The sequence below is a fragment of the Brevundimonas intermedia genome (assembly GCF_004614235.1).
In the GTDB taxonomy this organism is placed as follows: Bacteria; Pseudomonadota; Alphaproteobacteria; order Caulobacterales; family Caulobacteraceae; genus Brevundimonas; species Brevundimonas intermedia_A.
Map to the genome: position 1 here is coordinate 219,914 of NZ_SPVH01000007.1, position 26,187 is coordinate 246,100.

The following is a 26,187-nucleotide window of genomic DNA, read 5'->3' on the forward strand; positions in this document are numbered from 1 at the left end:
CACGTGATTCAAATTCGCCGATGTCGACGGCGGGTCGAATTCTGACGATGCGCGACTCAGTTCCCCCGCCTTAGCAAGGACACGAGGCTTAGCTGGATTTCCAGGGCGTTATCGGTATGGGCCGCAAGCCGAGCCTGTGCCGCGCCGCTGATGGGAGCCGACATAGTCGTCGAGGCCTTGGTCGACGCAGATCCGACGTCTAGGCCCGCCATGTCTGCGACGCGTCGAAGGTATAATGAAGTCGCTCACGGCGGACGTCCCTGGCTCGTCGTCATTCGTCAGCGCTGTCTGAACTCAGCGGTCGCGACGCCGACACGTGAGTCGGCCAAGCCCAGGTAGAGCAGCCACTTGCCTTTGAACAACACCAGACCCTGGGCGAAGCAGACATTGCCGACCTGCCCATGCGCCTCGACCGGATCTATGGTCAAAAAGGGCTGTTCGACGCGACTGATCACCGCCGTGGGATCTTCCCTGTCGAACAGCATCTGACCCGGTTGGTAGGCAAACGGCGGGACATTTTCGGCGCCGTCATCGGGCGCATTGGCGCCGTTGTAGATGAGCACGACGCCGTCGTTCGTCAGCACGGCGGGAGGGCCTGGTTCGGTGAGCCAGGAATCAAAGCGCCGACGTCTTGGACCGGCCAGTGATCGAAGGCCGGGACGGCCTTCAAGGCGGTCTCTGCTCCAGTGTCCTGATGGACCGACGCTCTGGGGATCCCAGGTCAGATATTTGTCTGGATAACCGTCCGCTTCGATCGGTCGCCAATGGATAAGATCGTCTGAGACCGCTGCGAAGATCATGCCTTCGCCCCAGTACATCCAGTAGCGACCATCGATCTGCGCCGCGACCAACCGGTCATCCTGCACCCGGGTGATGATGGCGCCGGATTTCGTGGGAAGGCGGACGTAGTTGCTTTCAGCAAAGGCCGGTCCATGCTTGGTCCAGGTTCTCAGATCGGTGGATGACGCCACGAACAGGCTACCGACCTTTCCATCAAACGCCGTATAGGTGCAGATGAATCGACCGTCCGGCGCTTGCACGACGCGGGGATCTTCCAGCCCGCCCGACCACTCCCACGCCTGCCATCGGTCATCTGCCGGGAAGAGAACCGGTTCCGGCTCTAGCTCGAACGTCAGCCCGTCCACACTTGTGGCGAGACCGATGCGTGACGTCCCCGAATATCGTGCAGCATTGTCCTCGGCGCGTACCAGCAGACAGACCTTGTCCTCGTGGACTATGGCGCCGGGGTTAAACAGATCCTTGGCTGCCCATTCGACCTGTTTCAGCGACACGGGGCAGTCGAACCGCACGTCGCGGCGGTTCTCCAACAGTCGCGTCGGGCGACTGAACGGGCCAATCGCCCACTCTGGCGCGATCATCGGTTTCAATAGGCTTCTCCAGGACGGACGATCTGCGGTCGCAGTTGGTTACGTAAATCGCTCCACTGCGCGCGTTATGGGCGGCAATATCCTTCGCGTCCGGCAATCACGATCAGACAGTCCTGGCGCGAGCGGAGAAACGAAAAGCCGGTTTCAGATCCGTTTCCTCGACGGATTGCCTCGGTCCGGCCCCGTCTTTCGAAACGGATGGCCGAGCCGTCGAACCGTCCGACATAGTTATCCTGGCTGTCGAGATTGTCTTTCACGGTCAGCCGGACCTGGTCGCCCGACGCTCCAGGCTGGACGTCCATGAACAAACCTTCCGGGCCCTGCCAGCGACCAAGCCAGGGTGTCAGCGCAGAAGCGTTTTGGGAGGCGGCGCGCCTGCAATAGCCCTCCTGGTTCGTTCTCACGATCAGGCAGTCCTTGCGCGACCTCAGGAAGGAGAAGCCTGTTTCCGTTCCAACGCCGCGCCGCAGGGTCTCGGTGACGCCCTGGCGCTCGAAGGAGATGGAGTCGCTGTTCACCTGGCCGACGTACTGAGCACTGGAGTCCAGCGAGTCCTTCAAATTAATCCGAACACGTCGTGGACCATCAGATCGGATCGTCAGAGACAGACCCTCTGGACCAAACCATTCCCCCGTCCATCCGGTCAGACTCATCGGGGCGGTCGGTATTGGGTTGATGGATTGATCCGAGGCGTTCGACCCAGGCGACGGAGAAGTCGGACCGACGGGGAGCGGCACCTCTGTTTCGGGCTCGCTTGCAATGGCCAATTCTGTGGCCTCGACGGGATTCGCAGCGGAATCAGGCCCAGTGGGACTACAGGCCGCAAGCGAGGCCGCGCCACACAATATGCCGAAAGTGCTCAGACGCATTAGGGGCTCCTGACCGGATCGCGGCAAATGCTGGACAATCTCCCTAGCGATCCAAGGGAGCAGCAAAATAACGCCAAATTTACATTCATTGTCAACATAATGAATGTAATGAGGGAGTGGTGGTTCCTCCGGCGTGCGAGAGAGTGACGCGTCGCCGCGCCACCCTTAAACTTCCGCGGTGGCAGTGCGTCGCCTTGGCCTGGATCGGGAGTCATGGAATTTGACGGAAGTCCTAAGGCTTCGCAGTCCCTCGAACGGCCTTCGCGGCTACGGCCGAACTGGAAGCGAAGTCGCAAGGGCTGCACTATCTTTGTCGAACGTCTAATGAAGTCTGGCCTTGCCTGAGTTCAGGAGTCCTTTGTTGGTAACATCCAAATCGCCCCGCCGTGCCGGTACGCCTAAATCCAGCGCTCGATCCAAGTCGGAACAGCGCGCGGAAACGATGCAGCAGATTCTCGATGCCGCAGAAACCTTGTTTTCGCAGCATGGCTTGCACGGAGTGTCGCTCGGGCAGGTGGCCAAGGCGATCGGCGTTCATACGTCGTTGGTGCACTATTATTTCAACGACAAGAAAGCCTTGTTCGACGCGGTCGTCGAACGGCGCGCGCCTGTCACCGCCAACAGGCGGATCGAGGCCATGGATGCCTACGAAGCTTCGGTAGGCGGCAAGGTCACGCTTGAAGGCGCTCTGCACGCCTTTCTCGATACCGACCTAGATTCCTATCGAACAGGCGGCGAGGCGTGGCGCAACTACGCCGCCCTGGCCGCCCAGGTCGCGAATACGCCGCAGTGGGGATCCGAACTCCTGAACCGACTGATGGACCCGGTGGTCATCCGTTTGATCGCCCTGCTGAAGAAGGCGATGCCGGAGATGTCCGACGAAGACATCTTCTGGGGCTATCACTTCGTTTCCGGATCCCTGATCACTACTTTGGCGCGAACCGGCCGGATCGACGTCCTGTCCGGCGGGCTCTGCCATTCCGAAGATTTTGCCTCCATCAAGCGGCGTATGGCGACCTTCATGGCCGGCGGCTTCCGGGCGATCTACGAGCAGGAACGCACCGGAACCACGCCGATCTAGGCCTCCATAGCGGGTTTCAATCAGGACCCGCGATCGTTCCAGCATCTGATCGATACATCGTCAGGCCCCAGCGGCCCGCGCGCGCGCACAACGACGGATCTGGCTTCACCCGCCGCAAGGTCGAAATGATTGTCGCTGAACGTCAGGTCCGAGCGATCAGAGGTGAGATGCACGAAGGCGAGATAGACGTCCGCCGTCAGATCGATGCGGAGCGCCGTAGCGCCCAGACGGGTCACGGAAGCGACGGGCCTGGCGCCGGGAGTGAGCGCCAGCCGGGAGATGGTGACCGGCAGATATCGATTGGCCTCGAAGGCGTCGTCAATCGACCAGACCCTCAGGACAATGTCGTCGCCCTGTGGCGAGTCGCCTTGCCAGGCGATGGCGTGACCCCCGGCCGGGACCGAATACGCCAGCTCTTCTCGCCATCGCTCCGTGCCGTCCAGGCCCTGTAGCACGAGGGTCGCCACACCCTCGATGGGCTGCGCGCCGTCGTTGCTGATCCAGAGTTCGATCCGGCCGTCATCCGCGCGACGGAAGGAGGCTAGGATCGGGGCGAAGGCGCGTCGCACGGCGTGATAGCCGGCCTTGGTCACGCCGTCGTAGTCGATCAGGCTCCAGCTGACGCAGGGCCAGCAGTCGTTGAACTGCCACAACAGGGCGCCGGAACAGTGGGGGCGGCGACGCCGGAAATGCTCGATCCCGAACTTCAGCCCCTCAGCCTGACACCATTGGGAGAAGTCCACATACTCCTGCAACGTTGACGGCAGGCCGGTGACGGGCTCCATCATCGCATAGGCCTTGCGCGCCTCGTCCTTGATCCGGGCAAGAAAGCCCTCGCTGTCGGGGTGGAGGTCGTCGGACTCCATCCAACGCTTAAGCGTCGCCTGGGCCGGGGCGGCCTGCAATCCGAACTCCGAGACGAAGCGAGACGTGTCCTCGGCATAGCGTAGGTAGGACACCCCTTCCGGATCGGTCCGGAACTCTCCGACCATCCGGTCATCGGGGATCGGTGGAAGCCCGTGCCACACGGTCCAGTTATGGACGTCGCCTGCTTTCATGCTGTTAGGATTGGTTCCACCCAAAGGGCTGCTGGGTCGGTAGGGCCTGGCCGGGTCCAGCTGTTCGAGCAGGGCCGGCATCAGATCGTCGTACAGTTTAAGGCCGAAGAGGAGAGACGTGACGCCGGTATTGTCCTCATTGATCCGGTGTATCGCCTGGTTCTCGTTGTTGCCGCACCAGACGGCGAGACAGGCGTGGTGGCGCAAACGCCGAACCTGCTGTTCGATTTCCGCCTGCACTGAGGTCACGAATGCGTCGTCTTCGGGATAATGGGCACAGGCGAACATGAAGTCCTGCCAGACCAGGAGACCCTTGCGATCGCACAGGTCGTAAAAGGCGTCCGGCTCATAGATGCCGCCGCCCCAGACACGGATCATGTTCATGTTCGCGCTCACGGCCTGATCGATGAGCCGCTCGTAGGGTTCGGACGCTGTGTCGCCGACGAAGGAGGTCGTCGGCACCCAGCAGGCGCCTTTTGCGAAGATGGAATGGCCGTTTAGGAGGAAGCGGAAAAAGGTCGCGCCCGGCTCTCCAGGATCGGGCGACTGATCGAGGGCTATGGTGCGAATCCCGACCCGCTGGCGGATTTCGTCCAGAAGACGATAGTCCGCAGAGAGACGAACGGTCAGAGTGTAGAGCGGTTGATCACCCAGATCCGCCGTCCACCAGAGCATTGGACTCTCTAGGGTCAGTTCAAGCGAGGCGTCGCCCGATTGTAAGCGCCGATGGAGCACCACGGCACCGTCAGGGTCGGCGAAAATAACCTCGACCATCAGCGCCTCGTCGGCCGGAGACTCGATCGTGATCAGGATCTGCGCGGCCTCGGCGGAGGCGACAAGTGTGTCGAACCGGACGCCGCCGATCCGTTCCTGCGGGCGGGTTTCGAGGCGGACAGGTTTCCAGACGCCGACGGTGGGCAGGTCAGGACCCCAGTCCCAACCCCAGCCGAACTGGGCTTTGCGGATCTGATTGCGTTTGGAATGGCTGATCCGGTCGCTGAAGGCGCTCCAAATAGGCAAGACATTGGCGCCGACTGACTGCGCTGGAGGATCAAAACAGACCGCCAGCAGATGGTTCTCGCCGGGGCGGACATGCTCGGTGATGTCGAACGCATGATGCAGGAACATGTTGTCGGTTCGACCCAGCAGTTCGCCGTCCAGATAAACGGAAGCGAAGGTGTCCAGCCCCTCGAACGTCAACTCGACCCGGTCGCCGGAAGACGCCGAGGGGGTCAGGAACCCGCACCGCCACCACCACTCCCGGTCCCTGACCCACGCGGCTGGGTCCTCGCCACGCCCCTGATAAGGATGCGCCAGCCGACCCGCCTCGACCAGGGCCAGATAGGTGTCGCCGGGGGCCGAGACCGGAAGCCAGCCTTCGCCGTCCTGCTTAGCGGCGCCTTGGCCCAGACCCGTTCCGGGGTCGAAATCCTTCAGTTCCCATCTACTAAGCAGGGTCATCTCAAGCGACCCCGTACAGGGTGACCACGCACGCGCCGCCGAGTCCGAGGTTATGCTGCAGGGCGTGGCTGACTCCATCGACCTGACGGCGGTCGGCGGACCCCCGTAGTTGTTGGGTCAGCTCGTAGCACTGGGCTAGGCCGGTGGCGCCCAACGGGTGGCCCTTGGACAGAAGCCCGCCCGACGGATTGACGACGTGGCGCCCGCCATAGGTGTTCTGGCCGTCACGAATGTAGGATTCGGCCTCGCCTTCGTCGCACAGACCCAGGCCCTCGTAGCTGATCAGTTCGTTGGCGGTGAAACAGTCATGCAGCTCGACGACCTGGATATCGTCGGGTCCGACGCCCGCCTGTTCGTAGACCGAGCGAGCGGCCTCGCGCGTCATTTCAAAGCCGACAACGCTCATCATCGAGCGGCCGGTGAAGGTGTCGGCATAGTCGGTGGTCATCGCCTGGCCGAGGATTTCGACCCGGGCGTCCAGCCCATGCCGAGCCGCGAAAGCCGGCGAGACCAGCACGGCCGCTGCGGCCCCGCAGGTAGGCGGACACGCCTGATAACGGGTGAGGGGGCCGTAGAGATGTTTCGATTGCATCACCTCATCCAACGAGAGGGGATCACGGAACAGGGCCATGGGATTGTTGGCGGCGTGGCGTCTCGCCTTGACCGAGATCATCCCGAACACCTCGTCGGCCGCGCCGTAGCGGCTTTGATAGTCCAGTCCCGCCCCGCCGAACTGCTGGGCCACCAGAGGCGAGGTGTCGTCGTAGCCGAGGATTTGTTCCTGCACGGTCAGATGATGGTCGAGGGTCCGCTTGCGGTCGTTGAACACCGCACCAAGCGCGCCGGGCATCATTTGCTCGAAGCCGAAGGCGAGGACACAGTCGGCGACGCCCGCCTCGATCATCTGGCGCGCCAGAAACAGGGCGGTGGAGCCGGTGGAACAGTTGTTGTTGACGTTGACGATCGGGATGCCCGTGCAGCCAACGCGATAAAGCGCAGACTGTCCCGCGGTCGAGTCGGCGTAGACGTAGCCGGCATAGGCCTGCTGGATCTGTTCATAGCCGACACCGGCATCGGTCAGGGCGAGGCGGATGGCCTGCTCGGCCATGACGTCCCAGTCGGCGCTCTGGCCGGGCTTGGCGAAGGGGATCATGCCGACGCCGGCGACAAGGGTTCTGGACATGTCTGTGCTCCGCACGAATGAGGCGATGGTTTGAACCGAGGGCTTAGGCCGCTTTTTCGACGGCCTGGATGAAGCGGTCGACTTCGGCATTTGCGCGGTCACCGGCGCCGATGAAATAGTTGTGGCCTATGCCCTCGAAGGTGACGAGCCGGGCGTTGGGCAAGAGTTCCGCCAGCCTCTTGCCGTCTTCGTAGGGCACCGCCTGATCCTGGTCGCCGTGCAGGACGAGGGCCGGCAGCTTCACCGCCGCGACCTCTTCAGGCGTGATCGAATAGTCGATGATGGCATGGCTCTGGGCGATCACGCCCGGCATCGAGAAGACTTCATTCTTGCCCATGGCCTTGTCTCGGGCGATCGCGTCGTCGGGCGCGTTGTCGCCATAACCGTTCTTGAACGGTCCGGGCTTGGCGAAGAGTTTGAGCAGCGGCAGCAGGCGATAGATCACGCTGACCTTCCACTTCCCCCGAGGCGGCCCATCCGGCAGCTTGGCCTTGGTGCAGCCGAGGATCAGTGAGCGGGCGCGGTTCGGATAGCGGGCGCCGAACTCCAGCGCGATGCCCCCGCCCATTGAGACGCCATAGATGTGCGCCTTGTCGACCCCCGCCGCATCGAGCACCGCCACGGCGTCGGCGGTCATTTCCGCGATCGACGTTCGCCGGCGCGACCCGCTCTGTCCTGTCCCCTGGTTGTCGAACCAGATCAGTCGATGGCGATCGCCGAGCCCTTCTTTGGCGGCGTACCACATGGCCGAACTAAGGCTGTGTCCCATGATCAGAAGGATCGGCGGCCCTTCGCCTTGCGCCTCCCAGTAGAGACGGATGCCGCCGTTGGATGTGTAGGGCACTGGTCTTCCTCCTATTGTCGCCGGAACGGCGTTCTCGATCGGCGCTCTGCGGCACAGTAAACCAACCCTCCCATTCACCCCGTCGCGATGTCAACATTCATTGTGTCACTAATGAATGTTGACGGCTCAGTTTTTTGGTGGAACACAGGCCGGGCAGGCGACGGAGATCGCCTTTGGAAGCGCAGACATCGAGGGAGGCTAAAATCATGGCTGGAAAGCTTTGGATCACGACATCCGTCATCGCCTTGCTTGGGAGCGGGGCGGCGCACGCCCAAGCCACCCAGGTGGTGGAGGGGCAGGCGGCGACGCTTGCGGAAGTGGTCGTTACGGCGGAGCGTCGAACGACCAATCTGCAGACCACCGCCGTGGCGGCCTCAGTCCTCAGCGGCGAGCAACTGCAGGACAAGGGGGTCACGAACATCGAGACCCTTCAGTTCTCGATGCCGTCCGTGACGGTTCAGAATTCAGGTCAGGGAAATAGCTTCAACATCCGCGGCATAGGCAAGACCGAGAACAACTCCAACATCGGCGTCGGCGTGGTCACCTATCGTGACGGTGTGGCGGTCTTCCCTGCCTATTTCCAGAACGAGCCCTTCTATGACATTCAGAGCCTGGAGCTGCTGCGGGGGCCCCAGGGCACCTTCGCGGGTCAGAACGCCACGGGCGGCGCGGTCTTCATCACCCAGCGCAATCCCGATCTTGACGGCTTCGGCGGCTATGTCAGCGCCCAGTATGGAACCTACGACAACATCAGGGTTCACGGTGCGGTCAACCTGCCGATCAGCGACACGTTGGCGATCCGCCTCGCGGCTAATCGCGAGACCCGCGACAGCTTCTACTCCGTGATCCAAGGCGCCGCTTCGCTAGGGGAGCCTGGTGCAGTCGACAGCAATAGCGCCCGCATCAGCCTTCTCTGGCAGCCGAACGACGCTCTGCGCGTGCTGTTCAAGACCGATTACAGCCACATCGATCTGGGGGGCTATCCGACCACCTTGCTCGGCGCGAACGACGGGCTGTTCAACATCAGAACCAATGGTCCCTTCCTCGCCAAAGACGAGTCGGTCCGGTCTGTTCTGAACGTCAGTTACACATTCGAAAACGGCGTGACGCTGCGCTCGATCACCGGATATCAGGACGGCACGACCCAGGTCCGATCGGATTCGGACGGCGGCTTCGGCCTGCTGCCAATCAACAATCAGACGGTCCAAATCTACGCGACCGAGCGCATCTTGTCACAGGAACTGAACCTGATCTCGCCCGACACAGGGCGTCTGGGCTGGATCCTTGGTGCCTATTACCAGGATGACCGGACGCAGTTTCCGCAGGGGCGGTCTGTCGCCGCGACGCTGTTCCCGCCCTTGCCCTTCCTCGTCACTCTGACGACCGAGGGCGACAATCCCAAGACCACCGCCGCAGGTTTCGGACAGATCACCTACGAGCTTACCGATGCGCTGGAGATCCAGGTGGGCGCTCGCTACTCTCGCTCGACTGCGGAGAACCGGGGGCTGACCGCGATCCCGCTGCTGGGACTGTCTCTGGTGCAGGACGACCGGACAAGCCACGAGAAGGTGACCGGCAAGGTCGCGGTCAACTGGACCCTGGATGCGGACAACTTCGTCTATGCCTTCGTCGCGACAGGTCACAAGGCCGGCGGTCTGAACGGGCCAAACCTCGCCCTCGTGGCGCCCAAGCCTTTCGAATCCGAAGACGTTCTCGACTATGAGGCGGGTTGGAAAAGCACTTGGTTGGACGGGCGGCTGCGGACCCAGTTGGGCGCCTACTACAATGTTTACGAGAATTTCCAGATCATTCTCGGCGACCCCGTCGTACCGACGTCCAGCGCAATCAGCAACGTCACGGGAAAGACCGAGATCTACGGCCTGGAGGCGTCCGCTCAGGGTCGATTCGGCAATCTCGGCTTCGATCTCGGAGCCTCCGTATCCCATTCGGAACTGCCCGACTTCTTCGCTCTCGACGCCCGCGGGCCGCTGACGGGGAACTGCAATCCGTCGACAGGCCCGGCTTCGGCGACCTGCCGGAATGTCGGTGGCAACGCCCAGACGTATGCGCCCGAACTGACGGTCAGCGCCGGGGTGGAATATACCTTCGCTCTCGGGTCCGGCCGACTGACGCCCCGGCTGGACTACAGCCATATCTCGGAGACCTGGGCCACCATCTTCGCCAACGAAGCCCTCGGGGATCGTCTGGAGGCGCGAGACATCTTCAACGCGCAACTGACGTACGAGAATGCGGCGGGGGATTGGCGACTCCAGGCCTACGGCACGAACCTGGGCGACCTGGAATACGTCGGTGCGGTCAAGAGCGGCCAACGCTACGCCGGTCCGCCGCGCCAGTACGGCGTTCGTCTGACGAAAACTTTTTAGTGTCGGGGAACGACAGGGTGTCGCGCAATACTTCAGGGTCCATGCAGGACTACGGCCTGACGGTCGATCGGTTTCTCGACCATGCCGCCAAGTGGCATGGTCGGGCGCCCGTCATCACTGGCCGTGCGGTCGGGAGCGATGCGGTCATCCATTACGGGGAATTGCGAGATCGCGCCAACCGCCTGTCCGGGGCGCTGCTGGCGATCGGATTGAACCCAGGAGATCGGATCGCAACCCTGGCGTGGAACACCCAGCACCATCTGGAGGTCTGGTATGCCGCCATGGGCGTGGGGATGGTCTGCCACACCCTCAATCCGCGTCTGACGGCGGCGCAACTCGCGGCCATGGTCAATCAGGCCGATGATCGGGTGCTGTTTGTCGGGGGCGGGCTGGCCACCCTGACCGACGCACTGGTCGAAGCCTGTCCAAGGCTGGAAAGGGTCGTCATCCTCGACGGGGAGGGGGATGACAGCCGCGGGGACGGGGGCCGCGGTGACCGGATCGGCCTGGAAAACCTTCTCTCAACCCAGGGCCGCCCCGTGGATTGGGGTGACTTCGACGAGCGCGCGGCCGCCGGTCTATGCTTTACCTCGGGCACCACCGGCGCACCCAAGGGTGTCCTCTACACCCACCGCGCAAACTATCTGAGCACGCTGCGGATGATGCAGGCGGACACGCTCGCCCTGACGGCGGCGGATACCATCCTGGTCGCCGTGCCGATGTTCCATGCCAACGCCTGGGGCATCCCTTTCGCCGCGCCGGCGGTCGGGGCGGCGATGGTTCTGCCGGGCCGTCACACCGACGGCGCGTCGTTGGCAGGACTGATCAAGCGCCACAATGTAACCGTCGCGACCGGCGTGCCGACCGTGTGGCTGGGTCTGCTGGATCATCTCGATGCGACAGGCGAGGCGCTTCCAAGCCTCAAGCGGGTGGCGCTCGGCGGCGCCAGTTGTCCCGACGCCTTGTTGCAGCGGATCGAGGATCGTCTCGGCGTCACGGTCCAGACGAGTTGGGGCATGACCGAACTGTCGCCCTTGGGAACCATCTCTCCGCCGTCAACCCAGCCTCGCGCCGCGCGGGCTTCGGGCCAGGTGCCGATGGGCCTCGATATCCGGCTGACGGATGCTGACAACAGTCCCTTGTCGGAGCAACGGAACGTCGAGGGTCACCTCAAGGTGCGCGGCCATAGCGTGCTGCGTCAGTATCTCGACGCCGAGGCGCCTGCGCTTGACGAGGAGGGTTGGTTCGACACCGGCGATCTGGCCGTCATCGATGATCAGGGCGCTCTCACGATCGCGGGTCGATCCAAGGACCTGATCAAGTCGGGGGGTGAGTGGATCAATCCCGTCGAGATGGAAGGTCTTGTCGGCGCGCTTCCCGATGTCGCCCTGGTGGCGGTGATCGGTCGCGCCGATCACAAATGGGGCGAGCGTCCCCTGATGGTGATCGAACCGCGTCAGGGGCAAGACGTGGACCAGGCGGCCGTCGTGGCGTCGCTGAAGGGGCGGGTGGCCGACTGGTGGATCCCGGACCGGATCGTCAGTGTGCCGAGCATGCCGTTGGCGGCGACAGGCAAGATCGACAAGACCCGGCTCCGCGCTGTCTACGGGGGCGCATAGGGATGATCGGCAGCCTTCGGTCGCAGCCTGAAGCCGCCGCAAGATGCGCCGGTCAGGCCATCGACGGGCCCAGGACCGAGACCCTTTTCAGCAGCAGCACCTAATCAAACCGGGCCCGGCGCCCGTGTCAGAGGACAGCTTAATGACAACCGTGCCGATCGACCCGGACTCGGGGCCTGCGACGCCTGCTTCGAGCGTTTTCCGAAAGACCAAGTGGAGCGTGATATGGCTCCTGACGCTGACCATATTCTCGGCCCTGACGGTCGGCGGCATCCTTGCACCGCTACAGGAAGCGGCCAAGGCGGACCTGGGTCTGAACGATCTCCAGCTTGGGCTGGTCGTTGGCGTGGCGGGGGCCATTCCCGCCACCCTCCTGGCTCTGCCGGTCGCCTGGATGGTGGACCATGGGACACGCACGCGCCTGCTGATCTTTTTGGCGTCAATGTGGGCGCTAGGGGCGATAGGCATGGCCTTCGTCGAGAATTTTTATGGCCTGTTCGCTGCCCGACTGATCTCCGGCATCGGGGCCGGTACCGCCTTTCCAGTCCTCATTTCCCTCCTCGCCGACGTCTGTGCTCCCGAGCGTCGCGGGCGCTCCATGTTGGTTGTCTCTGTCGGCGCCTGGGCCGGCGCGGCGGCGGCCTTTGCCATCGGTGGAACCTTGTTCGGCTATCTTGAGGCCCACCCTCTGACAGCATTTCCGGATATGGCGGCGTGGCGTCAGACCCACCTGCTGGTCGGGATTGGATCGGCGTTGTGTGTCTTGCCTCTGTTCCTGATGAAGGAACCTAAACGCCACGAGGTCGCCAATCCCAACCCCTCGGTGGGCGAGGCGCTGCGAGCCTTCTGGCGACAAAAGGCGTTCCTTGGACCGCTGTTTATCGGCAACTTCGCGGGTGGCATGGCCGAAGGCGCTGCCGCGATCTGGATGGGCTCGGTGCTGATCCGACAGTATAATCAGACGCCGGGCCAGTTCGGCGCCTGGGTTGGTGTTGTGATCCTGGCGTCAGGCATCATCGGATCCGTGATCGGCGGATTCGCCGCCGATGCGGGACACAAGCTGAAGATGCGCGGCGGCATCCTGTTGCCTGCCTTGATCGCCACCGCGCTCAGCATCCCCGCCAGCCTGTATCCGATTATGCCGACGGTCGGCGGTTTTGCCTGGGTGCTATTCGCCCTGCTCATCGGAGGTGTGATCGTGGGCCTGGTCAACAACGCAGCCATTGCCGTCCTTATCCCGAATGAAGAACGCGCGCTTTGCTTGGCCGCGTTGAAGATCGTCGGCACGGTCATTGGTGGACCGGTGACCGCTGTCGTCATCGGGTGGATCAGCTCCGTGATCTCCGGACCCGGTAGTCTGGGCATGGCGCTCGCCTGGTTGGGCGTGGTGACCGGAATCATTTCGTTGATCGGCATCTGGGTCGCGATGGTCAACGCGCCTTTACCGCCTTCATCCCTCGACAAGCTTGCAGAAACCTCGCCGGGTAAGATGAATGGTGGCCTGGATGAATGAAATCGCCCATCTGGGAGTAGAGCGGGGCGGAAGCTGCGACTTGCGCAGTCTCGCCGACGAGGGCTCCAGGCGCCCTGTGAACGCCAGCCGGGATCGCGCAGGCGTCGCGGCGACCCGCATCGGCGATCTGGCCCGGTCATGCGGGGTGACGCAACGGGCCTTGCGCCATTACGAAGACGAGGGCCTGATCTGTTCGAGCCGGACGCGTCAGGGTGAGCGCCTGTTCACGCCCCGCCAGAGCGACATCGCGCATCTCGTTGTCCAGCTCAGGAGCATGGACGTCGCGATCGCGGATATCCGCGCCTTCATGGACGACGCAATTCCCGAAGCGACGCGCGTTCTAGTGCTGCGCCAACAACTGGAACGGCAAGCGACCGAAATGTCATCTCGGCTGGTTTCTCTTCGTCGATTTCTTGACGGCGACGACAGCCTGCCGCTCGGATTGCCGCGCCTCGCGGCGCAGCCTGCGCGGGCGCACCGCTTCGGATGATTGAAGTGTTGAAAAAAGATCCATCACTGCCTGCGATCGGTGTGATCGGGGCCGGCATGGTCAGTCATGCTTATCTCGGCACGATAAGTCGTTCGCCCGAACTGCGGCTCAAGGCCGTGTCGAGCCGAACCATGGTCTCTGCCGCCGCTCAGGCGCAGCGGTATGGCGGTCTGGCTATGACCACCGAAGCCATGCTGGCCGATCCCGAGATCTCGGTGGTGGTGAACCTCGCGCCGCCGGAACTTCACCATCAGATCGGCCGCGCCGTCCTTGAGGCAGGCAAGCATCTTTACACCGAGAAACCGTTCGCGACTTCGTTATCGGATGCCCACGAGCTGATCGCGCTGGCGGATAGGCTGGGACTAAAGATCGGTTGCGCCCCGGACACCTTCCTGGGGCCTGGCCACCAGGCGGCCCGGAAGCTGCTGGACGATGGCGTTGTGGGCAAGATCGTCGGCGGGGCGGCGACCATGGCGTCACGCGGCATGGAACATTGGCATCCGAACCCCGCCTTCTTCTACGGTCGGGGCGGCGGGCCTTTGCTGGACATCGGTCCTTATGCGGTCACCCAACTCATCAACCTGTTGGGGCCGGTCGAACGGGTCGCAGCGATCGGATCATCGCCACGCGCCCAGCGCACGGTCACCAGCCCGACCCGTGCGGGCCAGACCATCCAGGTCGAGGTCTGCACGACCGTCAACGGCGTCCTCCTGTTCGAGAGCGGAGCGAACGTCGCGCTGACCCTGTCCTGGGACGTGCGCCAGCATCGTCGTCCGCCGATCGAACTCTACGGCGAGACCGGCACCTTGGCATGTCCCGATCCGAACGCTTTCGGGGGTGAGGTCAGTCTTGGGCGCGGGCAGGGCGATTGGACGACCATCGCCGGCGAACCCGGCGGAACCGGGCCTCTCGATGCCGCGACCATCGTGAACGCGATGCAGACGATCGAAGCCGGGCTGCATCCGGCGACCGGTCAGCCGATCGGCCCGACGTCACCACCGATCTTGGGAGACCGACGCGGGCTGGGTCTGATCGAACTGGTCCGCGCGATACGCGAGCAGCGTGAACCCCGCGTCAGCGGCCGGCTTGCCGCTCACGTGCTTGAAATCCTTCTTGCGCTCGAGGCCTGCGCGGAACATGGCGGCGATCGATCCGTCACGTCTCGCGTCGCTAGGCCGGCCCCGCTGTCCGAGCCCATCCCATGACGTCTCCTCCATCGGTGCTGGTCGGGATTGAAACCGGCGGCACGAAGATCGTGTGTCGTGTGATCGACGAAACGGGTCGCACTCTGACCGAGACGCGATTTCCGACTGTGACACCGGAACGGGTTGTGGACACCCTAGTCGCGACGATCCAGGCCGCGCTTCCTGTCGGCGCGCAAATTGGAGGGGTCGGCGTCGCGAGCTTCGGCCCCGTCATCGTCGATCCGGCCTCTCCCGATTTCGGCCGTATGCTGGCCACGCCCAAGGCGGGCTGGACGGGTTTCAATCTGATGCGTGCTCTTGAAACGCGCCTCAAGGCCGCTGTCGTCATCGACACGGATGTGAACGCTGCGGCGCTCGCCGAACACGCCCTGGGCGCGGGTCGCGGGTTTCACAGCGTCGCCTACGTCACCATCGGAACCGGCATTGGCGGGGGGCTCGTAATGGATGGACGGACGCTAAAAGGCGGACTGCATCCCGAGATCGGCCACCTTCCCGTCAGGCGCGCCAAGGGCGATGCGCACCCGAGCACCTGTCGCTTCCACCGAGATTGTGTGGAAGGGCTGACGGCAGGTCCAGCGCTGGCAGTGCGCCTTGGGGGACGGCGTCTTGATGAGACGCCGGAGGTGCGTGCGATCGTCTGCGACTACCTCGGTCAGCTCGCCGCATCGCTTCTCCTGGCATGGTCGCCTCAAAAGATCATCATGGGCGGCGGGGTCATGTCCACGCCGGAGCTTCTGCCCGAGATCGAAGCTCGGATGAAGCTGGAGCTCAACGACTACGGCGCGTCGGCCGTGGCGGAAAGTTCGCCCTACATCATTGCCGCTGCGCTTGAGCATGCAGGGCTCGAAGGCGCGTTGATCATGGCCCGGACCGCCTCCCAATCCGACCCTGGGAAGATCAGATCATGAATAAGAGAACGAACGATCGTCGCCAAGGAACAGCGCCGTCAGTTTCGACGACATGGCGCGAAAATCGGGATTGGGTGGGCCAACCAGCAAGCCTCGCTCCACAACAGCAGATGTTGAGCGCCATCCGATGAGTTTGCCCGAACATGGACTTGTCTCGCACTCTTCGGAAGGCTTTGATGAGGAACTCCTCGCAGACGCAGCCGCGTTGACAACATGGCTTCGGCAAGCGGCGCTGCCGGTTTGGTGCACGCTAGGGCTCAACGCGGTCGGGGCATTTGAAGAACGCCTGGGCCAAGATGGCCGCCGACTTGTCGAGCCTCGTCGTGCACGGGTTCAGGCCCGGCAACTGTATGTCTTCGCTGAGGCGGGACGGTGCGGTTGGAATGGTCCGTGGAGGCCGGCGATCGAGATGGGTCTCAAGCGTCTAAATGAGGTCTTCCTACGATCCGACGGACTGATGCGCACGCGCGTAGCGTATGGGGGGGAGACGCTCGATGAGACGGCCTACCTATATGACCAGGCCTTCTATCTGCTCGCTCTGGCGAGCATCTCGCGGGCTTATGGCTCTACCATTTTCGAGCGCGACGCTGTCGCCTTGCGTGACGGACTTTGTGAGGCGGCCGACATCCAAGGCGGCATGCGGGAGGCTGGCGCCCACCCCTATCAATCCAACGCGCACATGCACCTTCTCGAAGCGTCTCTCGCTTGGGAAGAGGCGGGGCGTGATCCAGGCTGGCGGCTCATGTCCGATCAGATCGTGCGCCTGGCACAGACCCGTTTCATCGACCGTCAAGGCGGATACATTCGAGAATTCTTTGAGGCGGACTGGTCGCCGGCGGACGGCCTTGATGGTCGTCTTGTGGAGCCAGGTCATCAATTTGAGTGGGCTTGGCTCCTGGCACGCTACGGCCAAGCGCGTGCTGACCAAAACGTCATCGATGACGCGCGACGCATCTACGCGGCGGGCCTGAAAGGGGTCGATCCGAGCCGTCGCGTGGCCGTCGATGAGATGAATGATGATGGTTCTTTACGCCTGTCGCGCGCGAGATTGTGGCCTCAGACCGAATGGCTCAAGGCCTCAATGTTTTTTGCATCTCACTGCGATAGTCACCATCAGAATGAATTCATAAGTCAAGCAAGTCTCGCCCTAAGAGCGCTTTTGAGCTACTTGATGGAACACGGCGTGTGGCGTGACAAAATGTTTGAATCTAAGAGTTTCTTAGATGAGCCTGCGCCGGCCAGCTCGCTTTACCACATCGTGGCTTCATACATTCAGACGCGCGACACTCTGAGGGGCCTCCTTAAGAGGCCGTTGCCTGCTGTTGAGTTGGCATGAAGCGCCGGTCACGCAAGCCTGCGGATTTATAACAGTTAATCGAAGAACGGGGTATGACGATGCGGTTCGACGGACAGGTGGCGATCGTGACGGGCGCGGGCGGCGGCCTGGGGCGCGAGCACGCCCTGGCGCTGGCGGCGCGCGGGGCCAGGGTGGTGATCAACGACCTGGGCGGGGCCCGCGACGGCTCGGGCGGATCGGCCAGCGCCGCCGAGGCCGTGGTCGCCGAGATCGAGGCGGCCGGCGGCGAGGCCATCGCCAATGCCGCCTCCGTCACGGACTATGCGGCGGTCCAGGCCATGGTCGATCAGGCCATGGCGAAATGGGGCCGGATCGACATCCTGGTGAACAACGCCGGCGTCCTGCGCGACAAGAGCTTCGCCAAGATGGAGATCGAGGATTTCCGCTTCGTCGTCGATGTCCACCTGATGGGGGCGGTCAACTGCACCAAGGCGGTGTGGGAGATCATGCGGGGGCAGAACTACGGCCGGATCGTGATGACCACCTCGTCGTCAGGCCTGTACGGCAACTTCGGACAGTCGAACTATGGCGCGGCCAAGATGGCCCTGGTCGGCCTGATGCAGACCCTGTCGATCGAGGGGGCCAAGAACGACATCCGCGTCAACTGCCTGGCGCCCACCGCCCACACCCGCATGACCGAGGATCTGGGCGCGGCGCTTCCGCTGGAGGCCCTGTCTCCTGCCCTGGTCACGCCGGGCCTGCTGTATCTGGTCAGCCGCGACGCCCCCAGCCGCGCCATCCTGGCCGCCGGGGCCGGCGGATTCGAACGCGCCTATGTCACCTTGACGCAAGGAGCGTTCATTACTGGCGAGGATGCGCCCGAACAGGTCGCCGCCCGCTTCGACGCCATCTCGGACCGCACCGGCGAGATCGTTCCGGAGATGGGCATCGCTCAGGGCATGATCGAACTGACCAAGGCCAAGAAGGCGCATGGAGGGTAGTTGGACCCGGGGACTGCCCGACTAAATCTCAGATGGCGGCAGCCACCCAGGCCGGATCTGCGCCGACACGGAAGCCCGACCTGATGGTCCAGCAGTTGCTGATGTCGAGACTGCGGGCCGCCATCGGCGTTTCCACGTCCCGTAAACTGAGGCGGGCGTGTCCGACTAACGATCAAACCGTTCTCGCGTCGAAACCGGTGAAGCGGACGCTCCAGTCCAACAGAGCCTCGCACAGATCCAAGTCTGCGGCAGGGCCGCGGACATCGCGGCGGCGGCGTTTCTCGAAATAAGCTCCGCTGATGCCTGCCGATACGGCGGTATCAGCGAGATGAATGAGTGTGGCGGCGCCCTTCTCCGGGGGGATCGCGAACAGCCGGGTGAAGCGATAAAGAGGTTCGAGCAGGCCGCTTTCTCCGCGGCCGAACTCCGTGGCGACGAAGCCGGGGCTGAAGCAGTTGAGGGTGATCCCCGTATCCAGCCAACGGTTGGCCAGGGCACGGGTGACCATCAGATTGTAGAGCTTAGTCGCCGCGTATGTGGCGTTGGTCGAGAAGTGCTTCTCCGCTTGCAGATTATCCGGATCGTATCGCGCCTGCCTGTAGACGAACGACCCGGTGTTCACGACGCGGGCGGCCGGAGCCGCCAGCAGCAGGCGTTTCAGGCCGAGGGTCAGCGCGACAGGGGCGAGGTGGTTGATCGCCACGGTGCGCTCGATGCCTTCTGCCGTCAGCGCGCGATGTTGAAACCAGGCGCCGGCATTGTTGGCCAGAACGTCGATACGCTCTTCTGTGGCCTCGATGTCCATGATGACGCTCCGCACTTGCGACATCAGCGACAGGTCCGCTGAAATCAGACGGTGGGGTCCTGCCGGTGAGGGGGCTAGACGGGCGATAGCCTCACGACCCCGATCCGCATCACGCCCGATGAGGATCAGGCGCTGCCCCCGGTCAGCGAATGCCCTGGCCGCAGCAAGTCCGATGCCGGACGTGCCTCCAGTGATGATGATTGTCTTTGCGCTCAACTCTTTTGCCTTTTCGGCTGGTATCCTCGTCGAGCACGGGTATGAACCCTCGACCTAGATCGAGGGTCAAGACGTTTATGCGTATTGGTGAGCTGGCGAGACAAACCGGGATATCCATTTCCCGGATACGCTTCTACGAGGCGCGCGGACTGCTCGCGCAGGCGCCGCGCGCCGCCAATGGTTATAGAAGCTATGGCGCTGATGCTGCCGATGCCCTCCGGTTCTTGGACCAGGCTCAGCGCCTGGGCTTTTCGCTGGCTGAAATCAAAAGAGGCATGCCCGACCCTAACGGGGCGACGCCATCGCCCTCGATGCTGGTCGCGGCACTTCAGCAGAAAGAAGCGGAGATCGACCGGCTGATCGAGGCCGCTTTAGCTAAAAAGAAGGCCATTGCGACCCTTCTCGTCGAGTTACAGTGCGCTGTATGACTAGGGCGGCCTGAGAGGGTTGAGCCGGGGATCGCGACGCTGAGCCGTGGATGACGGCCCAGCAGCACAGATCGACCGGTGAACCGGCTTGGGCATCCTGCCGGAAAGCGGACAATCCCCAGATCCGCTTTAGCTGCGAAGCAGATCTAGCCTATAAGTTCGCGTTCGAGCGTCTGAACGAGTTCGGCAGCGCCCATGCATCGGGACAGGGGAGCGCCTTGACCGGCCCACTGCGCGCCAAAGCCACCCTCGCCCATTTTCTTGGCGGCTGCGTTCACGGCCTTTCCTGCGTCGTAGGCGACAGGGTAGTCGGGCGTGACTTCAATGGCGCTCTCGGCCCAAATGGTGAAGCGGTTTCGTAGGCAACGTGCAGGCCGCCCCGAGATAGCGTTTGTCATTGTGGTATAGTGAGCGGCGTCGCTCTGTAGCGCTGCGCGATACGCGTCATCAGCCGCGCTTTCCGGGCAGGCAATGAACGCCGTCCCCAGTTGGGCCGCTGTCGCCCCGAGGTCCAGGACCGCTCTTACGCCCTGTCCATCCATGATCCCGCCAGCGGCGATGACAGGTAATCCGGCCTTCGCCACCAAGAGCCGCGTGAGCGCGAGTGTTCCTAACTGTGCATCATCACCGGCGGCGTCGAACACGCCCCTGTGCCCCCCGGCTTCAAATCCTTGGGCCACAACGGCGTCCATGCCAGCCTTCTTCGCAGCGAGGGCTTCTCCCGGGCTGGTCGCCGTGGCGATCAAGACGCATCCCGCCTGCCGCAGCGCCGTCACCTTTGCCTCTTCCGGCAAACCGAAGTGGAAGCTGACAACAGGAGGCGCTCGCTCGATCAACACGCGCAGCATGTCATCATCGTCGGCGAAACTCCTATAGATCGTCGTGAGAGAAGATGGCGGCGCGACAGCAAACTCCTCAAACAAGGGGCCCATTGCAGTCAGCCAAGACGCCTCGCGGTCAGCATCACGGCACGGCGCATTGTGAACGAAGACATTGACGTTGAAAGCGGCATCGGTGAGCCGGCGAACATCATCGATCATCCCCGCCGCGCCGGCGGCATTCGTCGCGCCGACACCAATGGAACCCAGCGCCCCGGCATTGCTGACTGCAGCCGCCATCTTGGGAGTGGAGACCCCTGCCATTGGAGCCTGGATGATGGGCAGCCGGAGCCCCATTTGATCGAACAAGGTCATAATCCTGATTTGGGAGCTTAGCCCAATGACAGCAATGGGTCGGCTTGCGAGGTTGACATCAGTGCTTTGATCGCGTCGCACACAAGCAGACGCCGCCTATGGCTGTTGAGGGTGGAAACCGGACGTCCAGGCTGCATTGCAGATGAGCTTCCTGCACCCGAAGCGGAAAGGCGGCTTCGGGCGGGGGTAGCGGTGTGGGCTGCGGCCGCGGAAAAAGTGGCGCAGCCGGACTTGGCGAGACAAACGGCATATAAAAACGGCTTTTAGATCATGGACGGACCGCCGCCTCGTAGAACAGTAGAGACTGTGATCGGCTCTTCGTGAAGCATGCCTCCAAACGGGCGCGCACGTCGGCGATCCGCTTAAGGAGCCATGATGTCCGACCGATCGAAACAAAACCTCGCCGTCGCAAAGAAATATATAGACGGAGTACTTTTCGGCGACCTATCCGTGATTGACGAACCATGGCGGTTGACGTCAATTACACAGTTATATCGGCAGCTTCGCCTCATCCTTCATCGGCTATTCCCTGGTCGGGCAACCATCGCGGCTGTGAGGCTGTGAAAGTTTATCAGCGACGCCTCGGCGCAGCCCAAATCAGTCGCGTCGATGGTATCGAGCGCTGGGTTGCCGATGACGATACCGTCGTGGGGTTCGCTACCGTTCACGCCGAAAGCCCAAAGACGGGTCGAACCGGCACATGGGAAATCGCGTTCCGTTTCGACTTTTCTGACGGCCTGATCAGCAACTACTTCTTGTACGAAGACAGCTTTTCCGCCGCCATCGTTCACAGCATCGGGGGAGCCCTGCAGATTTTAGATGTCGAAGGCGAGCGCTATGCGCCGGACTTGGGAAATCTTGCCTGATCGCGTGATAACCACCGACGCTCACATCCAGGTCGCGTGTCCTGCAGGATGACACACGATAACTGCCGGCGGAAAAGTCGTGTCCCGGCGTTTCAGCCCTTGGTCACACGATAGCGACTTGGGGACGCGCCCATGACGCGTTTGAACGCTCGACTGAATGACGCCTCTGAATCGTAACCCAAGCGCTCGGCGACTTCAGCGATGCGGGCACTGTCCTGTGCGATCCACTGCTTTGCCTGCTGCATCCGAACCTCCGTCAGGTAACGTGCGGGTGTGTCCCCCAAGATATCGGAATAAGGCTGTAGCGAAGGCGGAACGCGACATGCCTGCGATCGCGGCAAGGCTCGCGACCGACCAATTCCCACCGGGATTGTCATGGATCGCGGCGATGACTTCGCCAATCCTTGGCTGTCTTGCCGCCCTGATCCAGGCGCCTTCGCTCGATGCTCCGCTTTCCATCCATGAGCGGATGATCTGGACGGCAAGAACGTCGGCTAATCGTGCTGCAATTCCTGCTGCCCCGACGCGGTAGCTTACCATCTCAGCGGCGAGTGCATCGAGCAGCGGCGAAATGAGACACTCCGATCCGATCAACGCCCGCGCGTGTAGGACCGGCGACATGCCGCGAAACAAAGGGTGCGAACGATCGAGATTAAAACGCATCGATCCGTAGAAGAGGATCACTTCATCCGGCGCGTGAGCAGCATCAGGCTCGTATCGGTCCTCCCACAACGGACGGCACTGCCATGCCGGGAATGGGGGTTGGCTCGCGTCGGGCGCGCTGGCTAGGACGTGGGCGTCGCCGCGCGGCAGCAGGATGGCGTCACCCGATTGAAGCTCGACCCATTTCCCGCCTGGCGCAAGCAGCCAGCAGGAAGCTTCTCCAATGAAATGAAAGTACGCATTGTCTTTTTCGGGGAAGCTGTACGCCCATCCCCCTGGCAGGCGCCGTCTGCCGTACTCCAGGCCCTCCAGCCGAAGAGACCGGAGCATGCGTGTCAGGGGGTCGGCGCCGCCAACAGGCGCGTTGCCGGACGTTAGTCATGCATCACGGTGATTGTGTCATCCATCGTCCCAAAGCGCCAGCCTAGTCCTAGGCCACTGGGCGGACCATGAAGTTTGCCGCCGCGTTGAAGGAAATGCGCAATGAACCGACGCGAACTCATCGCCGGAGCGACTGAGCCTTATGAGCAATCGAACCATCGAGTGGGCATATTTCAAACGCCGCGCCTCAAATCGCGGCACGTCCTCCATCCTGTGGCTTAGCGGCTCGGATCTGACTCCTGGGCTCCCCAGTCGAGTTCTGTAGACCGAGATCTGCCCAAGCTTCTAAGTCGTGCACTGCATAGATCACTCGACCTCCGATCTTTCGGTAGGTCGGTCCAGTTCCGTACGTGCGGTGTTTCTCAAGGGTTCGCCCTGAAAGGCCCAGAAAGTGGCCTGCTTCGGGCGTCCTCAGATAGCGAGAGCGTGCAGGGGAGTCAGTTGAGTTTGCCATGTGCGCCGCCATCAGAGGCCTCCGATTCGGAAGCGAGGGGCATTAGTTTGAGTGGCGGTGTCATCTCCGACCATCCGCGAGCTTACGGTCGGAACAGTGCCGGGGTCGCGACGGCCAGATCGTCAGGCAACGCCGACCGTAATCCACCGTCCTAACCACCGTCCTAATAGCCGTCCTAAAGGATAGCCTTACGATAGGCGCTCGGTTCGTCTGCCTAAATATGCAATGAAATCAATAAGACGATGGTGGGTGATGTAGGGTTCGAACCTACGACCCGCTGATTAAGAGTCAGCTGCTCTACCAACTGAGCTAATCACCCGACCGATCGTCTGCGTTTTCGGGGACCAGAGGCCTTGCCGAAGGGCGCTCCTACTACCCAGCGGTTCGGGGGTTGGCAAGCGCTTTCGCAAACTTTCTTCGGCGGGGTATGGTCCCCGTGGAATCAGCCGCGGCAAGCGGCGGGGGAGCGAGCTTCATGGCCTTCTGGAACCGGCGTCGATCAATCGATGTCATGATGGCGCCGCACGACGGACCGCGTCTGAAGCCGACGCTGAGCTGGCCGCACCTGCTGGCGCTGGGCGTGGGCGCCATCGTCGGGACCGGCATTCTGACGCTGATCGGCGTGGGGGCGGGGCTGGCGGGGCCGGCGGTGATGATCAGCTTCGGCCTGGCGGGACTGGTCTGCGCCTGCGCGGCCCTGGCCTATGCCGAGCTGTCTACCATGATGCCGACGGCGGGCAGCGCCTATACCTATTCCTATGCCGTACTGGGCGAGATGATCGCCTGGGTCGTGGGGTGGAGCCTGATCCTGGAATATTCGCTGGTAGTCAGCGCCGTGGCGGTGGGCTGGTCCGGCTATGCCGTCGGGTTTCTCAGCGGGCTGGGGATCGACCTGCCGCTGGCGCTGGTCGCCGGGCCGCACGCAGGCGGGATCATCAACCTGCCGGCCGTGGCCATCATCGGCGTAGTGACGGGCCTGCTGCTGCTGGGCACCAAGGAGAGCGCGACGCTGAACGCGGTGCTGGTGCTGATCAAGATCGCGGCGCTGGTGGTGTTCGTGGCCATTGCCCTGCCGGCGTTCAAGCCCGAGCATTTCACGCCCTTCATGCCCAACGGCTTCGGCGCGCCCTTCGTCCAGACGGGGGTGATGGCGGCGGCGGCGATCATCTTCTTCGCCTTCTATGGGTTCGACGCCATCTCGACGGCGGCGGAGGAGACCAAGAAGCCCGAGCGCGACCTGGCCATAGGCATCGTCGGCTCCATGCTGATCTGTACGGCGCTGTATCTGGTCGTGGCGGCGGCGGCGATCGGCGCGCGGCCGGTTGCCAGCTTCGCCAGCAGCCCAGAGCCCCTGGCGCTGATTCTGCGTGAGATGGGGCAGGGGACGGCGGCCCAGTGGATCGCGGCGGCAGCGGTGATCGCGCTTCCGACCGTGCTGCTGGCCTTCCTGTTCGGTCAGAGCCGCATCTTCCTGGGCATGGCGCGCGACGGCCTGTTGCCGCGTCGCCTGGCCAAGGTGTCCAGCCGGGGCGTGCCGGCGGTGGTGACGGTGTTCACCGCCGTGGTGGTGGCGATCCTGGCGGGGCTGCTTCCGCTGGACGAGCTGGCGTCCCTGGCAAACGCCGGCACTCTGGCGGCCTTCTGCTCGGTCGGGGTGTGCCTGATCGTGCTGCGCATCCGCGAGCCCGGCCGCAAGCGGGTGTTCAAGGCGCCGCTGTGGCCGGTCGTGGGCGCAGTCAGCGTGATCGGCTGCATCGTCTTCTTCCTGAGCCTGAAGCCGGTGACGCAGATCGGCTTCCTGGTCTGGAATGTGATCGGCGTGGCGATCTATCTGCTTTGGTCGTCCAAGAACTCGCGCCTGGCCAAGGGCGAGGAGACGGCGGCCTGATGGCGTTGCGCGATCTGACCGGCGCGGTGAATTTCGCCGTGCTGAACGGCATGACGGGCGGGGATGACGCCATCAACGAGGAGGTGCTGGGCCTGTTCGTCCAGCAGGCCGGCCTGTGGTCCGTCATGCTGGATCCCAAGGCCGAGGGCTGGCGCGACGGGGTTCACACGATCCGGGGCGCGGCGGCGGGCATCGGCGCGCGAGACCTGGCGGCGATCTGCGCCGAGGCGGAGGGCGCGGACCAGACGCTGGCCGCGCCGGCGCTGGAGCGGGTTCGCGATGCGCTTCAGGCGGCCTTGGCGGATGTCGCCGCCTATCGCCACGAACTGATGCTGCGGGGCCTCAAAGCCTGAGGCCGTCGGGGTGAAAGTTGGACTCGGAAAAAACAGTCCAAGTGTCCAAACGAGTCCAACTTCAGCGGACGCCGAAATTGCACTTCACTCCGAAAACGCGTGCAAAGTGCAAGAAAGTGCAATTCGGCAGGCAAGGCGCGCAGCGATGTCAAAGATCGGACAGCCATTATACGGCGCCCGGAAGCGGCGCCAGGTCGATTGACGCTGCCGCGGCTCAACACTCTGAAATCAGGTCGAACTTCCCGCGCCGATAGGATGGCTGACGTGCGCTGACCTAGCTGCGAGTCCGGTCGTAGGTCGCGAACTCGTGGGCGATGCAGCGGTCGATGATCAGGCGCCAGACGGGTTCGGCGATTTCGGGCGACAGGTGATGGGCCTCGGCGGCGACGAGAACCTTGGCCACCACGTCGTCGATGCGGGCCTGGTCGAAGACGGCGTCGCGGTCGGGCTTGATTCGGGCGGCGGCGTCCATGTAGCGCTGGCGTTCGGCAAGCAGGGCGACCAGGGCGCGGTCGAGAGCATCGACGCCCTGGCGGACATCGGCCATCGACTGGCATTCGGCGGGATCGACGCGGGCGTCGACGGCGACAAGAGCAGGGTGGTGCATGGCGGTGGGGTTAGCCGCTCAGGCCGCGCAAG

General features: G+C 63.1%; 23 protein-coding genes and 1 tRNA gene. 13 read left to right on the forward strand and 11 right to left on the reverse strand.

All coding sequences use genetic code 11. The features are described from left to right. Positions 1–278 precede the first annotated feature (278 nt). Both EGY25_RS15075 and EGY25_RS15080 read right to left on the reverse strand, forming a co-directional pair. Positions 279–1,379, reverse strand: coding sequence for a glycoside hydrolase family 130 protein (locus EGY25_RS15075; RefSeq protein ID WP_135196073.1), 1,101 nt, complete (start codon positions 1,377–1,379; stop codon positions 279–281). A 74-nt stretch (positions 1,380–1,453) separates the two neighbouring features. Then, the gene (locus EGY25_RS15080) at positions 1,454–1,948 is read right to left on the reverse strand and encodes a hypothetical protein (protein ID WP_135195838.1); all 495 of its coding nucleotides are present in this window, start codon (positions 1,946–1,948) and stop codon (positions 1,454–1,456) included. 751 nt (positions 1,949–2,699) lie between these two features. On the opposite strand from EGY25_RS15080, the gene EGY25_RS15085 reads away from it, so the two are divergent. Next, entirely contained in the window at positions 2,700–3,338 is a 639-nt protein-coding gene (locus EGY25_RS15085; protein ID WP_135195839.1) for a TetR/AcrR family transcriptional regulator, read from the forward strand. A 20-nt stretch (positions 3,339–3,358) separates the two neighbouring features. Here the strand turns inward: EGY25_RS15085 and EGY25_RS15090 are convergent, their stop codons facing one another. The 3 genes from EGY25_RS15090 to EGY25_RS15100 are packed head-to-tail and all read right to left on the reverse strand — an operon-like array spanning position 3,359 to position 7,962. Next, positions 3,359–5,857 (reverse strand): glycoside hydrolase family 2 protein, encoded by a 2,499-nt coding sequence (locus tag EGY25_RS15090; RefSeq protein WP_167762582.1) that lies wholly within the window; start codon positions 5,855–5,857, stop codon positions 3,359–3,361. 1 nt (position 5,858) lies between these two features. Then, a complete protein-coding gene (locus EGY25_RS15095) occupies positions 5,859–7,040 on the reverse strand; it encodes a lipid-transfer protein (RefSeq protein WP_135195841.1) in 1,182 nt (393 codons plus the stop codon). Positions 7,041–7,083: 43 nt separating this feature from the next. Beyond that, positions 7,084–7,962: an alpha/beta fold hydrolase gene (locus tag EGY25_RS15100; protein WP_348521871.1), complete on the reverse strand. Its 879-nt coding sequence runs from the start codon at positions 7,960–7,962 to the stop codon at positions 7,084–7,086. A gap of 128 nt (positions 7,963–8,090) precedes the next feature. On the opposite strand from EGY25_RS15100, the gene EGY25_RS15105 reads away from it, so the two are divergent. The 8 genes from EGY25_RS15105 (at position 8,091) to EGY25_RS15140 (ending at position 18,301) form a co-directional block, all read left to right on the forward strand. Beyond that, positions 8,091–10,268 (forward strand): TonB-dependent receptor, encoded by a 2,178-nt coding sequence (locus EGY25_RS15105; RefSeq protein WP_135195843.1) that lies wholly within the window; start codon positions 8,091–8,093, stop codon positions 10,266–10,268. A gap of 17 nt (positions 10,269–10,285) precedes the next feature. Further along, positions 10,286–11,887: an AMP-binding protein gene (locus EGY25_RS15110; protein ID WP_348521872.1), complete on the forward strand. Its 1,602-nt coding sequence runs from the start codon at positions 10,286–10,288 to the stop codon at positions 11,885–11,887. A 142-nt stretch (positions 11,888–12,029) separates the two neighbouring features. Then, on the forward strand, positions 12,030–13,400 hold the full coding sequence (locus EGY25_RS15115; protein WP_167762584.1) for an MFS transporter: 1,371 nt from the start codon (positions 12,030–12,032) through the stop codon (positions 13,398–13,400). Between the two features lie 40 nt (positions 13,401–13,440). After that, the gene (locus tag EGY25_RS15120) at positions 13,441–13,890 is read left to right on the forward strand and encodes a MerR family transcriptional regulator (RefSeq protein ID WP_167762585.1); all 450 of its coding nucleotides are present in this window, start codon (positions 13,441–13,443) and stop codon (positions 13,888–13,890) included. Continuing rightward, positions 13,887–15,095 carry a Gfo/Idh/MocA family protein gene (locus tag EGY25_RS15125; protein ID WP_135195846.1) on the forward strand — a complete coding sequence of 403 codons (1,209 nt, stop codon included), beginning with the start codon at positions 13,887–13,889 and terminating at the stop codon, positions 15,093–15,095. The genes EGY25_RS15120 and EGY25_RS15125 overlap by 4 nt, the downstream gene beginning before the upstream one ends. Continuing rightward, positions 15,092–16,003, forward strand: a complete 912-nt coding sequence (locus EGY25_RS15130) for an ROK family protein (protein ID WP_135195847.1) — start codon at positions 15,092–15,094, stop codon at positions 16,001–16,003. The genes EGY25_RS15125 and EGY25_RS15130 overlap by 4 nt, the downstream gene beginning before the upstream one ends. A 127-nt stretch (positions 16,004–16,130) precedes the next feature. Continuing rightward, positions 16,131–17,339, forward strand: a complete 1,209-nt coding sequence (locus EGY25_RS15135; protein WP_167762587.1) for an AGE family epimerase/isomerase — start codon at positions 16,131–16,133, stop codon at positions 17,337–17,339. A 53-nt stretch (positions 17,340–17,392) separates the two neighbouring features. Beyond that, the gene (locus tag EGY25_RS15140; RefSeq protein ID WP_135195849.1) at positions 17,393–18,301 is read left to right on the forward strand and encodes an SDR family NAD(P)-dependent oxidoreductase; all 909 of its coding nucleotides are present in this window, start codon (positions 17,393–17,395) and stop codon (positions 18,299–18,301) included. Between the two features lie 172 nt (positions 18,302–18,473). Here EGY25_RS15140 and EGY25_RS15145 read toward each other — a convergent pair whose 3' ends face one another. Continuing rightward, positions 18,474–19,322, reverse strand: a complete 849-nt coding sequence (locus EGY25_RS15145; RefSeq protein ID WP_167762588.1) for an SDR family NAD(P)-dependent oxidoreductase — start codon at positions 19,320–19,322, stop codon at positions 18,474–18,476. Between the two features lie 77 nt (positions 19,323–19,399). On the opposite strand from EGY25_RS15145, the gene EGY25_RS15150 reads away from it, so the two are divergent. Next, positions 19,400–19,750, forward strand: coding sequence for a MerR family transcriptional regulator (locus EGY25_RS15150; protein ID WP_135195851.1), 351 nt, complete (start codon positions 19,400–19,402; stop codon positions 19,748–19,750). 146 nt (positions 19,751–19,896) lie between these two features. On the opposite strand, the gene EGY25_RS15155 is transcribed toward EGY25_RS15150, so the two are convergent. Then, the gene (locus tag EGY25_RS15155) at positions 19,897–20,937 is read right to left on the reverse strand and encodes an NAD(P)H-dependent flavin oxidoreductase (RefSeq protein WP_245159496.1); all 1,041 of its coding nucleotides are present in this window, start codon (positions 20,935–20,937) and stop codon (positions 19,897–19,899) included. 470 nt (positions 20,938–21,407) lie between these two features. On the opposite strand from EGY25_RS15155, the gene EGY25_RS15160 reads away from it, so the two are divergent. Further along, on the forward strand, positions 21,408–21,809 hold the full coding sequence (locus EGY25_RS15160; protein ID WP_135195853.1) for a nuclear transport factor 2 family protein: 402 nt from the start codon (positions 21,408–21,410) through the stop codon (positions 21,807–21,809). A gap of 92 nt (positions 21,810–21,901) precedes the next feature. On the opposite strand, the gene EGY25_RS16975 is transcribed toward EGY25_RS15160, so the two are convergent. The 3 genes from EGY25_RS16975 to EGY25_RS15175 all read right to left on the reverse strand — a co-directional run bounded on the left by EGY25_RS16975 (position 21,902) and on the right by EGY25_RS15175 (position 23,626). Further along, the gene (locus EGY25_RS16975) at positions 21,902–22,054 is read right to left on the reverse strand and encodes a helix-turn-helix domain-containing protein (RefSeq protein ID WP_432417382.1); all 153 of its coding nucleotides are present in this window, start codon (positions 22,052–22,054) and stop codon (positions 21,902–21,904) included. Continuing rightward, a complete protein-coding gene (locus tag EGY25_RS15165) occupies positions 22,005–22,811 on the reverse strand; it encodes an AraC family transcriptional regulator (protein ID WP_280643962.1) in 807 nt (268 codons plus the stop codon). The genes EGY25_RS16975 and EGY25_RS15165 overlap by 50 nt, the downstream gene beginning before the upstream one ends. Positions 22,812–23,550: 739 nt before the next feature. Further along, positions 23,551–23,626, reverse strand: a tRNA-Lys gene (locus EGY25_RS15175). A gap of 156 nt (positions 23,627–23,782) precedes the next feature. Here EGY25_RS15175 and EGY25_RS15180 point away from each other — a divergent pair. Together EGY25_RS15180 and EGY25_RS15185 are read left to right on the forward strand one after the other, a co-directional pair. Further along, positions 23,783–25,195: an amino acid permease gene (locus EGY25_RS15180; RefSeq protein ID WP_135195854.1), complete on the forward strand. Its 1,413-nt coding sequence runs from the start codon at positions 23,783–23,785 to the stop codon at positions 25,193–25,195. Further along, entirely contained in the window at positions 25,195–25,548 is a 354-nt protein-coding gene (locus tag EGY25_RS15185) for an Hpt domain-containing protein (protein WP_135195855.1), read from the forward strand. Before EGY25_RS15180 ends, EGY25_RS15185 begins: the two co-directional genes overlap by 1 nt. 274 nt (positions 25,549–25,822) lie before the next feature. On the opposite strand, the gene EGY25_RS15190 is transcribed toward EGY25_RS15185, so the two are convergent. After that, positions 25,823–26,155, reverse strand: a complete 333-nt coding sequence (locus tag EGY25_RS15190; RefSeq protein WP_135195856.1) for a chorismate mutase — start codon at positions 26,153–26,155, stop codon at positions 25,823–25,825. Positions 26,156–26,187: the final 32 nt, after the last annotated feature.